Source organism: Buttiauxella cochleicola (assembly GCF_021282405.1).
Classification (GTDB): Bacteria; Pseudomonadota; Gammaproteobacteria; order Enterobacterales; family Enterobacteriaceae; genus Buttiauxella; species Buttiauxella massiliensis.
Genome location: NZ_JAJSOU010000005.1, coordinates 316,685 through 328,583, shown reverse-complemented (window position 1 = coordinate 328,583; position 11,899 = coordinate 316,685). Strand labels below are relative to the sequence as shown.

Here is an 11,899-nt window from a genome sequence, read left to right as displayed (position 1 = left end):
GGGGGCAGTGAGATTGATAATACCGAGAGCTTGTGAAAGTTCCATTTAAAAAGGGTCCATGTTGAGCATGAACCCTTTTTACACGAGCCACCGGATCGGTCAACTGATCCTTAAACGATCGGCATTAACCGGGCTTGCCCGGTTTTTTTTTATCTTTTCCGCATAAGGCTCATTCGGTCAATGAACTGATGAGTTTGCGGATCGTAGTAGCGTGAAGGCCAAATCACCCAAGGTGAAGTTTCCAGTGCCTGCGCGATGATTAATTCACCTTTTGGCCAAGGGCGTGTCAACGTATTAGCTAAAGTAGAAGAGCTTAGACCTGCTTTCCGTGATTCAGCCGCAAGTGATGTTCCGCGTTTGCGTAGCCCTGCAATGATATCTGCCGGGTGCCAGTCAGTATTGTTACTTTCCATGTTTCTCCCTGTAACCGCTTCTATTTACCGGTTTACTCAATTGCGGTTATAGCACAGCATTAATCCAAAAGACTCCAATAAATGGCGTAAAAATTCAAATTTGTGTTAACACACACAAAGTGAATGAAACCAATGAATACAGGATGCTAGGGAGAGTGGTTTTGAGGGCTGGAATGAATTTATTGGAAACTTAGTGCGCCTTTGAACGGCGCACTAAATAGAGATTAACGATCGCGTTGAACAGCCATGCGGGCCAGAGCAATTAAAGCTTCTTTGTACTCGCTTTCAGGCAGAACATTCAGAGCTGAAATAGCTTTGTCAGCTTCTTGTTCTGCACGTAGTTGAGTCCATTCCAGCGAGCCACAGGCCGCCATAGCATCTAACACCGGCTGCAGTAAATGACGCCCGTTGCCTTGCTCAATAGCCTCACGAATCATTTTGGCTTGCTCAGCATTACCGTTACGCATTGCGTGCAGTAAAGGGAGAGTTGGCTTACCTTCGTTCAGGTCATCCCCCACATTTTTACCAAGCGTTTGGCCATCGGCACTATAGTCCAGAAGATCGTCGATAAGCTGGAAAGCCGTCCCGAGATAGCGGCCATAATCCTGAAGTGCGAGTTCTTGTTCCGCAGATGCATCAGCTAAAATACCTGAGCATTGAGCTGCAGCTTCGAACAAACGCGCTGTTTTGCTGTAAATCACCCGCATATAGCTTTCTTCAGTAATATCAGGGTCATTACAATTCATCAATTGCAGAACTTCACCCTCGGCAATGACATTCACTGCTTCGGACATCACTTCCAGAACCTTGAGCGAGCCTAGTTGAGTCATCATCTGGAAGGCGCGGGTATAAATAAAATCACCAACCAATACACTAGCGGCATTGCCAAATGCGGCGTTAGCCGTTGCTTTCCCGCGACGCATATCTGACTCATCAACGACATCATCATGAAGCAGTGTCGCGGTATGGATAAATTCAATGAGCGCTGCAATATTGATATGCGCGCTTCCCTGATAACCAAGCGTGCGAGCAGCAAGAACAGCAATCATTGGACGGATACGTTTACCACCGCCACTGACGATGTAATACCCTAACTGATTGATCAATTGGACATCTGAATTCAACTGTTCAAGGATGACCGCATTGACTCCCGCCATATCTTGCGCGGTTAACTCGTTAATTTTTTCTAAATTCATCGCAAAAGTCTGGCTTAAAGTCCTGTTTACCACATGTCTTTATGGAATCACGTGAGGGTAGAGGAGTAATAATGTAGTACAGATTGTACTGAAAAAACGAGGCAGATAAACGGCTGGTGTGATGTTGCGTTTTTTTTCTACTCTGTTTAATGACAGGGCTTGTCAAAGGCTCTCGTTTTGCGTAATATTCGCGCCCTATTGTGAATATTTATAGCGCCACCTGAAACATACGTAGGGTGCGTGCGGAAAGCGGAGTTTTATATGTACGCGGTTTTCCAAAGTGGTGGTAAACAACACCGAGTAAGCGAAGGTCAAACCATTCGCCTGGAAAAGCTGGACATCGCAACTGGCGAAGCAGTTGAGTTCGCAGAAGTTCTGATGATCGCTAATGGTGAAGAAATCAAAATCGGCGTTCCTTTCGTCGATGGCGGCGTAGTTAAAGCTGAAATTGTTGCTCATGGTCGTGGCGAGAAAATTAAGATTGTTAAGTTTCGTCGTCGTAAACACTACCGTAAGCAGCAGGGTCATCGTCAGTGGTTCACTGATGTGAAAATCACCGGCATCAGCGCTTAATACAGGGGAGCATATTAAATGGCACATAAAAAGGCTGGCGGCTCTACTCGTAACGGTCGCGATTCCGAAGCTAAACGTCTGGGCGTAAAACGTTTCGGCGGAGAAGCAGTTCTGGCAGGCAGCATTATCGTTCGTCAACGTGGTACTAAATTCCACGCTGGTACTAACGTAGGTTGCGGCAAAGATCATACTCTGTTCGCTTTGACTGACGGTAAAGTTAAGTTCGAAGTTAAAGGTCCGAAAAACCGTAAGTTCATCAGCATCGTTGCTGAATAAGTTTTTCGCGTCCCGGTAACGGATAGAAGCCCCGCAACACGTTGCGGGGCTTTTTACATTCTGCGACCGGTAAATCAATGAAGTATTTTCTTCAGATTTCGGGTTGCAGGATTAGATCATGAAACAGCAGGCAGGGATTGGCATTCTCCTGGCGCTTACAACAGCAATTTGCTGGGGTGCATTGCCAATAGCGATGAAACAGGTGCTGACGGTAATGGAACCGCCAACAGTTGTTTTTTATCGCTTCCTGATGGCAAGTCTGGGTTTGGGTAGCATTCTTGCTATACGCGGAAAATTGCCTCCGTTGGCGTTGTTCAGAAAGCCACGTTGGTTGGGCTTACTCGCGATTGCAACGGGTGGCTTGTTCGGTAACTTTTTGCTGTTTAGTTCATCACTACAGTATTTAAGCCCGACGGCATCACAGGTTATTGGCCAGCTTTCCCCAGTGGGAATGATGGTGGCAAGCGTTGTTGTGCTGAAAGAAAAAATGCGCGGTACGCAGGTCATCGGGGCCACAATGCTTCTTTGCGGGTTGGTGATGTTTTTTAATACCAGCCTGATAGAAATTTTTACCCGCCTGACAGATTACACCCTTGGGGTGATTTTCGGTGTTCTGGCGGCGACAGTGTGGGTCACCTATGGTGTGGCGCAGAAGGTATTATTACGCCGCCTGGCCTCGCAACAGATCCTCTTTTTGCTGTACACTTTATGTACTCTTGCGCTTTTCCCATTGGCTCAGTTGGATAAAATCTTCCAACTCAGTAATTGGCAACTGGCGTGTTTAGTTTTCTGTGGCCTGAATACACTGGTTGGGTATGGGGCACTGGCAGAAGCCATGGCACGGTGGCAGGCGGCACAGGTTAGCGCCATTATTACGCTAACTCCGCTGTTTACTTTGCTATTTTCAGATTTATTAGCGTTAGCCTGGCCCGATTTCTTCGCCATGCCGTTACTTAACCTTGTGGGTTATTGCGGCGCGTTTATCGTGGTTGCAGGTGCGATGTATTCAGCCATTGGTCACCGTCTTTGGGGACGCTGGCGCAAAACCGAAGCTGTTCTTCCAGTACAACGTTCGGGCGAATGATTTACGGAGAAGTGAAATGAAGTTTGTTGATGAAGCAACGATCCTGGTCGTAGCAGGTGATGGCGGTAACGGCTGCGTTAGCTTCCGTCGTGAAAAATATATTCCCAGAGGTGGCCCGGACGGTGGTGATGGCGGTGATGGCGGTGATGTGTGGCTTGAGGCTGACGAAAACCTCAACACCCTTATCGACTATCGCTTTGAGAAATCTTTCCGCGCTGAACGTGGTCAAAATGGCCAGAGCCGTGACTGTACCGGTAAACGTGGTAAAGACATTACCGTTAAAGTCCCTGTAGGGACGCGTGTTATCGATCAAGGCACTGGCGAGACTATGGGTGACATGACCCTGCATGGTCAGAAGCTGATGGTTGCTAAAGGCGGCTGGCACGGTTTGGGTAATACCCGTTTCAAGTCATCTGTAAACCGTACACCACGCCAGAAAACCATGGGTACCCCAGGTGAGAAGCGTGATATCCAACTTGAGCTGCTGCTGCTGGCAGACGTGGGTATGCTTGGTTTGCCAAATGCGGGTAAATCTACCTTTATTCGTTCTGTCTCTGCGGCAAAACCAAAAGTAGCGGATTATCCGTTTACTACCCTGATCCCAAGCCTTGGCGTTGTCCGTATGGATAACGAGAAGAGCTTTGTGGTTGCCGATATTCCAGGGCTTATCGAAGGTGCAGCTGATGGCGCAGGCCTCGGCATCCGCTTCCTGAAACACCTTGAGCGTTGCCGCGTGTTATTGCACCTCATCGATATCGCACCAATTGACGAATCAGATCCGGTTGAAAATGGCCGAGTCATCATTGGTGAGTTGGAAAAATACAGCGAGAAACTTGCTGAGAAGCCACGCTGGTTGGTCTTCAACAAATGCGATTTGATGAGCAAAGAAGACGCCGAAGCGCGTGCAAAAGAAATTGCGACCGCAATGGGCTGGGAAGAGAAATACTACCTGATCTCTGCAGTTAACCGCGAAGGCGTTAACGCGCTGTGCTGGGATGTAATGGACTTCATCATTGCTAACCCGAAAATCACTGAGCTTCAGCCTGTTGCTCCTGAGAAAGTCGAGTTTATGTGGGATGATTATCATCAGCAGCAACTCGATGCAGTAGAAGCAGAAGAAGATGATGACTGGGATGACGATTGGGATGAAGATGACGACGAAGGTGTCGAGATCATCTACCAGAAATAAGACGTTATCTTTGAAGGGGCCGGAAATTTTCCGGCCTTTTTTTATTTGGGAGTCACTGGCTTTGCGCAGGGATCCAGCAGCTCGCCTGAAGACCAATCTCTTTAGGGCCACTCTCTAACGCTAATTTCCCATGATGTAGCTGAACGATACGCTGAACAATATTCAAACCTAAGCCACTGCCGCCATAACGTTGATCCATACGGCGGAAAGGATCGGTAATCGTCTGGCGATGTTCTTCGTCTATACCTGGCCCTTGATCGGACACCGCAAGTGTTGCGCCATTACCCTCAGCAGTTAATGACACCGTAATGTTACTTTTGACCGGGCTATAACGGGATGCGTTTTCCAGCAGGTTACGCAGCATCAGACGCAGTAGTACGGCATCCCCCTGAACGATGTTTTCACTTTCCTTTGGCCAGATGATCGATTGTTCACGCGAGGCGACCATTTCTTCCATTTCCATTTTGAGCGGCGAAATAATGTCGCGTTGCCAGTTCAGCGTATCGTAATGCCCACTCGCCAGAGCTTGCCCTGCACGCGAGAGCATTAGCAACTGCTCTATGGTATGCATCAGCTGATCTATTCGCTCCAACAGCATAGGAGCTTGCTGAACGCCTGAGTTTGCCATCAACTCAAGGTGCAGTCGAATGCCAGCCAATGGCGTACGAAGCTCGTGGGCAGCATCGGCAGTAAATAAGCGTTCTTGCTGAATAGTATGGTCAAGCCTTGCCAGCAATTGATTCAGTGAATTGGTGACGGCAACCATCTCTTCCATGTCTGAATACATTGGCAGAGGGGTAAGATTATCAGCGGAACGATTAGCAAGGCTGGTGCGCAGTCGATTCAATGGACGGGTAATCCAGGTGATCGCCCAGAAAGAGAAGAACAATGTGAAACCAATCATCACCAGAGAAGGAACCAGCAATGAAGCAATAGCTTCGCGGATCTCCTTCTCTACATGCTGATTTCGTGCCTTGGCGGACAGCGTTTCACTGACCAGGAAACTGATTTGCTCTCGACTTTCATGCCATAACCAAATGACACTAATTAACTGGAAAAACAAAAGAATAAGAGCGAGAAGTATCATCAAACGCTGGCGCATGCTGTTCATGTTCGGCTCTCCAGTCGATAGCCAACACCACGCACGGTTTTTATTCTGTCTTTGCCTAGCTTGCGTCGAAGATTGTGGATATGCACTTCTAACGTATTTGAGCCAGGGTCATCCTGCCAACTGTAGATATCTTGTTGTAATGTTTCACGGTGCACCGTCTGCCCGATTCGCATCATCAATCGTGTGAGTAACGCGAACTCTTTTGGCGTGATTTCAACGGCCTGGTCTTGTAGAAGTACTTGCTGAGTCTGCAGGTTGAGTGTCAGATCATCATGCTGAAGAAGGTTATCGCTATGTCCTTGATAACGGCGAATCAATGCCCGCGTACGAGCTTGTAATTCAGCTAGAGCAAAGGGTTTGACCAGATAATCATCGGCACCAGAGTCCAGACCGTTAACTCGATCTTCAAGAGCGTCACGTGCTGTTAATATCAACACTGGTGTACTGATACTACGGCGTCGCCATTGCCTCAAAAGGGTGGCACCATCTTTGTCTGGTAGGCCAAGATCGAGGATGATCATGCCATATTCGCCACTTTCTATCAGTGCATCCGCTTCGACGGCTGTCGTTGCACAATCGAGAGCATAACCCTCGTTGTTTAATGCCAGCACCAAGCCTTCCCGTAACAGTAAATCGTCTTCAACAATCAGCAGTTTCATAACTCAATTATTCTGGTAGATATCCTTATAGAGACGACTTTCAAAGCGCACTAATGGGATACGACGGTTACGTTGATCGGCAGGCTCAACAGCATAGCCTGACAAATATTGCACAAAGGCCATGCGCTGGCCGCTGGCAGTGGTGATAAATCCTGCAAGGTTATATACACCTTGCAGTGAGCCTGTCTTAGCCGAAACTTTGCCGTCAACACCCGCCTGATGTAGGCCTGCACGATACTGCAGCGAGCCGTCATAACCGGCCAACGGTAACATTGAGATAAAGTTAAGCTCAGTGTCATTCTGGGCGATGTATTGCAACACCTGCATCATGGTGGCGGGTGAAATCAGATTATGTCGAGACAACCCCGAACCATCTACCAGGATACTATTACCTAAATCGACACCCGCTTTTTGTCGCAGGATTTGTCGTACTGCGTCAGCACCTGAACGCCACGTCCCCGGGACGCCAAAACGGTTATGGCCGATGGTTCGAAAAACAGTATCGGCGATCATGTTGTCTGATTTCTTCAGCATTACCTTTAGCAAATCGTGCAGTGGTGCAGATTGCTTGCTGGCAATTACCGTTCCTGGGGTATTGGATTGCGTCTGACGCAATAAGGTCCCGCTGTAGCTTATCCCGGCCTCTTTCAGTTCGGCTTTCAAAATCGCGCCTGCGTAACTGGCTCCATCCTGTATTGCGAAGGCTAGCGGGAGGGGGTCTGCACGTTGTGTCATGCAGCCGGTAAGCGTAAAGCGATTCAGGTCGCCTGGCACCACATCCAGTTCACAATATTGTGCATCTGGTGAGCCTTTGGCGAGAGTTCTAACCTGGCTGAACATAACCACAGGATAGTAGGAAGCGATGCGGATGAAGGCTAAATCATCAGCTTTTGGGGCACTATAGAGCGAAACAGAAAAACAGTTTCGGTCGACAATTGCAGCAGCAGGCGGGGCGCTAAAACACTGAGTCATATCATTCCACGGCCAGCCAGGCGCTTTGTCATGACTGGCGAATATGGATGTGTCGATCAGTACATTACCCTGAATTTGCTGTACGCCTGATTTTTTCAGGACAGCGACCATATTGCGAATATCCTGCCGTTTTAGCGTAGGATCGCCACCAAATCGGGCAATAAGGTCACCTTGTAATACACCGTTACTGACTTGTGCATTACTTTCAAGCGTGGTGTTAAACCTGAAATCTGGGCCCAATTGTAATAATGCTGCCAGAGCCGTGATGACTTTTTGGGTACTTGCGGGCAGCGCCATCTGTTGACTGTGATAGTCAATCAATGGGGCCGGCGCACCAATTTTTTGCACCATCAAAGCCAAGTTCGCGCCAGCGGGGAGCTGGGAAGTATAGTCTTCAACGTTGGCGGCCTGGACGGTAAACACCACAGCGCTGGTCAATCCAATGACAAATCTAAAAAATCGCATAATCTCGCGGTAACAACCTGGAAACGTATCGTCATACTACGGTGCATCGCAGTGCAAAGTAAACGATGACCCTTAGTGAACTCCAGGGTAAAATACAGGTCAATTTGGAAACCGTTCCTGACCTGGTGCTTTGCTCCGGGTCAGTTTTATTTTGCTTAGTGCCAGGGGTTTGGCTTATTTAAAGCAAACCAGGCTCTGGATTCAGGAATGCCGTTTGGTAATTCTGAACAGGAAAGTTTTGAAGAGGTATAACAATGCAACCTATTCCGATGACCCTACGTGGCGCAGAAAGATTACGTGAAGAGCTGGATTTCCTGAAGTCTGTGCGTCGCCCACAAATTATTGCCGCGATTGCTGATGCTCGCGAACATGGCGATCTGAAAGAAAACGCTGAGTACCATGCCGCACGTGAGCAACAGGGTTTTTGTGAAGGCCGTATCCAGGATATCGAAGCGAAGCTGTCTAACGCTCAGATTATCGATATCACCAAAATGCCAAACAATGGCCGTGTCATTTTTGGCGCGAGCGTTACGGTTTTGAATCTGGATAACGACGAAGAGCAGACTTATCGCATTGTTGGTGATGATGAAGCTGATTTTAAACAGAATCTTATTTCAGTGAACTCACCGATTGCTCGTGGCCTTGTGGGCAAAGAGCAGGAGGATGTTGTTGTTATCCGCACGCCGGGCGGTGATGTTGAGTTCGAGATACTAAAAGTGGAATATTTATAATATCTGCTACGCTTTTTTATAGCGTGGCGTATTGTAAAGAAAGGAAAAAGGCCGCACCGCGGCCTTTTATCAACTAACAGAGCGTGGCATTTTGCACACTCTCTGCTTATTTTGGCAGAGAAATTTTGCGCTCTTTAGACGCGCGATAGAGCACCAGCGTTTTACCGATAACCTGTACATTACAGGCGCCGGTTTCACGCACGATGGCATCCACGATCAAGGTTTTAGTTTCGCGATCTTCCGTTGCGATTTTCACCTTGATTAACTCATGATGTTCAAGCGCTTGTTCAATCTCGGCCAGTACCCCTTCGGTCAAACCGTTATTGCCAAGCATAACTACTGGCTTGAGCGGATGAGCAAGACCTTTCAGGTGCTGTTTTTGTTTAGTACTCAGATTCATCGTATTTTTTGCTTACGTTGGGATTGAAAACGGTTCATTCTACCGCCATATCTCCCGTATCGCCAATCGGCTGTGCTGATAACTCTTACAGCCTGCTATTCACGATGAACAAAGTTGGAATTTGAGATGACAGGTAAAAAGCGTTCTGCCAGCTCTAGTCGCTGGCTGCAGGAACACTTTAGCGATAAATATGTAATTCAGGCGCAGAAAAAAGGGTTACGTTCCCGTGCCTGGTTTAAACTTGATGAAATACAGCAAAGTGACAAACTTTTTAAGCCAGGAATGACTATTGTTGATCTTGGCGCTGCTCCCGGAGGCTGGTCACAGTATGTGGTGACTCAAATCGGGAATCAGGGGCGAATCATTGCTTGCGATCTTTTACCAATGGATCCTATCGTTGGTGTTGATTTCCTTCAGGGTGACTTTCGTGATGAATTAGTCGTGAAAGCTCTGTTGGATCGTGTTGGTGACAGTAAAGTTCAGGTTGTCATGTCAGATATGGCTCCAAATATGAGCGGGACACCGGCAGTTGATATTCCTCGGTCTATGTATTTAGTAGAGCTGGCACTGGAAATGTGTCGTGATGTTCTTGCACCGGGTGGTAGTTTTTTAGTGAAAGTGTTTCAGGGCGAAGGTTTCGATGAGTATCTGCGGGAAATTCGCTCCCTGTTTACGACAGTTAAAGTTCGTAAACCGGACTCTTCTCGTGCCCGCTCACGTGAAGTGTACATTGTAGCGACTGGGCGAAAAGTATAGTCCCCTGACGCTGTTTGTTAACACAGTTGTAATATGAGGTTAATCCCTTGAGTGACATGGCGAAAAACCTAATACTCTGGCTGGTCATCGCGGTTGTGCTGATGTCTGTGTTCCAGAGCTTTGGGCCCAGCGAGTCAAACGGCCGTAGGGTGGATTACTCCACTTTCCTGTCTGAAGTAAATCAAGACCAGGTTCGCGAAGCGAGTATCAATGGACGTGAAATCAAAGTTACCAAGAAAGATAGTAACCGATACACGACTTACATCCCCGTTAACGATCCTAAGCTGCTTGATAATCTGCTGACCAAAAATGTGAAAGTAGTAGGCGAACCGCCTGAAGAGCCAAGCCTGCTGGCTTCTATTTTCATCTCCTGGTTCCCAATGCTATTGCTGATAGGGGTCTGGATCTTCTTTATGCGTCAAATGCAGGGCGGCGGAGGCAAAGGTGCCATGTCGTTCGGTAAGAGCAAGGCGCGTATGCTCACCGAAGACCAAATTAAGACCACTTTTGCTGACGTTGCTGGTTGTGACGAAGCAAAAGAAGAGGTTGCTGAGCTGGTTGAGTACCTTCGTGAGCCAAGCCGTTTCCAGAAACTGGGCGGTAAAATCCCGAAAGGTGTGCTGATGGTTGGCCCTCCGGGTACCGGTAAAACCTTGCTGGCGAAAGCCATTGCAGGCGAAGCGAAAGTACCATTCTTTACCATTTCCGGTTCTGACTTTGTTGAAATGTTCGTGGGCGTGGGTGCATCTCGTGTTCGTGACATGTTTGAACAAGCTAAGAAAGCGGCACCATGCATCATCTTCATCGATGAAATCGACGCCGTAGGCCGTCAGCGTGGCGCGGGTCTTGGTGGTGGTCACGATGAGCGTGAACAGACACTGAACCAGATGCTGGTTGAAATGGATGGATTCGAAGGTAACGAAGGTATCATCGTTATCGCTGCGACTAACCGTCCAGACGTACTTGACCCAGCGTTGCTGCGTCCAGGCCGTTTTGACCGTCAGGTTGTTGTTGGCCTGCCAGACGTGCGTGGTCGTGAGCAAATCCTGAAGGTGCATAGCCGCCGTGTGCCACTGGCTCCAGATGTCGATCCAGCAATCATTGCACGTGGTACTCCAGGCTTCTCCGGTGCAGATCTTGCAAACCTGGTGAACGAAGCTGCTCTGTTTGCTGCCCGTGGCAACAAGCGTGTGGTTTCCATGGTTGAATTCGAAAAAGCGAAAGACAAAATTATGATGGGTGCGGAACGTCGCTCCATGGTGATGACTGAAGCGCAAAAAGAATCCACCGCATACCACGAAGCGGGTCACGCAATTATTGGTCGCCTGGTTCCAGAGCATGATCCTGTGCATAAAGTAACTATCATTCCGCGCGGTCGTGCGCTGGGTGTGACGTTCTTCCTGCCAGAAGGTGATGCAATCAGTGCCAGCCGTCAGAAACTGGAAAGCCAGATTTCTACGCTGTACGGTGGTCGTCTTGCTGAAGAAATTATTTACGGTGCTGAGCATGTTTCTACCGGTGCGTCTAACGACATCAAAGTAGCAACATCTATCGCTCGTAACATGGTCACCCAATGGGGCTTCTCTGAGAAACTCGGTCCGTTGCTATATGCGGAAGAGGACGGTGAAGTGTTCCTGGGCCGCTCCGTGGCGAAAGCAAAACATATGTCCGATGAAACTGCACGTATCATCGATCAGGAAGTGAAGCTGTTGATTGAGCGTAATTACGCTCGTGCTCGTCAGCTCCTGAATGAAAATATGGATATTCTTCACACCATGAAAGACGCACTGATGAAGTATGAAACCATCGATGCGCCACAGATTGATGATCTGATGAATCGTCGTGATGTGCGTCCGCCAGCGGGCTGGGAAGAATCAAATAACGGCAACAACAATTCTGATAACAATGGTACACCACGAGCACCGCGTCCGGTCGACGAACCGCGTACGCCAAATCCTGGTAATACTATGTCAGAGCAGTTGGGCGATAAATAAGTCGTCTCTGCCGGATGTTACTGCAGTAATCTATAAAACCCTGGGCTTGTCCCGGGGTTTTTGTTTTTGTCTTAACCAAA

13 protein-coding genes are annotated in these 11,899 nt (G+C 48.3%); 7 read left to right on the top strand and 6 right to left on the bottom strand.

Features of this window, described 5'->3' with window-relative positions; translation table 11 throughout:
• Positions 1 to 149 precede the first annotated feature (149 nt).
• Together sfsB and ispB are read right to left on the bottom strand one after the other, a co-directional pair.
• A complete protein-coding gene (gene sfsB, locus LVQ79_RS09340; protein WP_151992984.1) occupies positions 150 to 413 on the bottom strand; it encodes a DNA-binding transcriptional regulator SfsB in 264 nt (87 codons plus the stop codon).
• A 224-nt stretch (positions 414 to 637) separates the two neighbouring features.
• Positions 638 to 1,609 (bottom strand): octaprenyl diphosphate synthase, encoded by a 972-nt coding sequence (ispB, locus tag LVQ79_RS09335; protein WP_232864710.1) that lies wholly within the window; start codon positions 1,607 to 1,609, stop codon positions 638 to 640.
• Between the two features lie 261 nt (positions 1,610 to 1,870).
• Here ispB and rplU point away from each other — a divergent pair, with 261 nt between their 5' ends.
• The 4 genes from rplU to cgtA all read left to right on the top strand — a co-directional run bounded on the left by rplU (position 1,871) and on the right by cgtA (position 4,731).
• Positions 1,871 to 2,182, top strand: a complete 312-nt coding sequence (rplU, locus tag LVQ79_RS09330; protein ID WP_034498836.1) for a 50S ribosomal protein L21 — start codon at positions 1,871 to 1,873, stop codon at positions 2,180 to 2,182.
• Between the two features lie 18 nt (positions 2,183 to 2,200).
• Complete coding sequence (gene rpmA / locus LVQ79_RS09325; protein ID WP_024549632.1) at positions 2,201 to 2,458, top strand: 50S ribosomal protein L27; 258 nt, start codon at positions 2,201 to 2,203, stop codon at positions 2,456 to 2,458.
• A 118-nt stretch (positions 2,459 to 2,576) separates the two neighbouring features.
• The gene (locus tag LVQ79_RS09320) at positions 2,577 to 3,542 is read left to right on the top strand and encodes a DMT family transporter (protein WP_064514076.1); all 966 of its coding nucleotides are present in this window, start codon (positions 2,577 to 2,579) and stop codon (positions 3,540 to 3,542) included.
• 16 nt (positions 3,543 to 3,558) lie between these two features.
• Positions 3,559 to 4,731 (top strand): Obg family GTPase CgtA, encoded by a 1,173-nt coding sequence (gene cgtA, locus LVQ79_RS09315; RefSeq protein WP_232864709.1) that lies wholly within the window; start codon positions 3,559 to 3,561, stop codon positions 4,729 to 4,731.
• A gap of 52 nt (positions 4,732 to 4,783) precedes the next feature.
• On the opposite strand, the gene pmrB is transcribed toward cgtA, so the two are convergent.
• Genes pmrB through dacB form a run of 3 tightly spaced genes read right to left on the bottom strand, consistent with a single transcriptional unit; the run spans position 4,784 to position 7,938 of the window.
• Positions 4,784 to 5,842, bottom strand: a complete 1,059-nt coding sequence (gene pmrB, locus LVQ79_RS09310; protein ID WP_232864708.1) for a two-component system sensor histidine kinase PmrB — start codon at positions 5,840 to 5,842, stop codon at positions 4,784 to 4,786.
• Positions 5,839 to 6,501: a two-component system response regulator PmrA gene (gene pmrA / locus LVQ79_RS09305; RefSeq protein ID WP_232864707.1), complete on the bottom strand. Its 663-nt coding sequence runs from the start codon at positions 6,499 to 6,501 to the stop codon at positions 5,839 to 5,841. Before pmrA ends, pmrB begins: the two co-directional genes overlap by 4 nt.
• Before the next feature lie 3 nt (positions 6,502 to 6,504).
• Positions 6,505 to 7,938 (bottom strand): serine-type D-Ala-D-Ala carboxypeptidase, encoded by a 1,434-nt coding sequence (dacB, locus tag LVQ79_RS09300; protein ID WP_232864706.1) that lies wholly within the window; start codon positions 7,936 to 7,938, stop codon positions 6,505 to 6,507.
• A gap of 254 nt (positions 7,939 to 8,192) precedes the next feature.
• Here dacB and greA point away from each other — a divergent pair, with 254 nt between their 5' ends.
• Positions 8,193 to 8,669 carry a transcription elongation factor GreA gene (gene greA, locus LVQ79_RS09295; protein ID WP_034459707.1) on the top strand — a complete coding sequence of 159 codons (477 nt, stop codon included), beginning with the start codon at positions 8,193 to 8,195 and terminating at the stop codon, positions 8,667 to 8,669.
• Between the two features lie 106 nt (positions 8,670 to 8,775).
• Here greA and yhbY read toward each other — a convergent pair whose 3' ends face one another.
• Positions 8,776 to 9,069, bottom strand: a complete 294-nt coding sequence (yhbY, locus tag LVQ79_RS09290) for a ribosome assembly RNA-binding protein YhbY (RefSeq protein ID WP_064514066.1) — start codon at positions 9,067 to 9,069, stop codon at positions 8,776 to 8,778.
• A 126-nt stretch (positions 9,070 to 9,195) separates the two neighbouring features.
• Between yhbY and rlmE the strand changes: the two genes are divergently transcribed.
• Positions 9,196 to 9,825 (top strand): 23S rRNA (uridine(2552)-2'-O)-methyltransferase RlmE, encoded by a 630-nt coding sequence (gene rlmE / locus LVQ79_RS09285; RefSeq protein WP_064514064.1) that lies wholly within the window; start codon positions 9,196 to 9,198, stop codon positions 9,823 to 9,825.
• Between the two features lie 56 nt (positions 9,826 to 9,881).
• Entirely contained in the window at positions 9,882 to 11,819 is a 1,938-nt protein-coding gene (ftsH, locus tag LVQ79_RS09280; RefSeq protein ID WP_232864705.1) for an ATP-dependent zinc metalloprotease FtsH, read from the top strand.
• Positions 11,820 to 11,899: the final 80 nt, after the last annotated feature.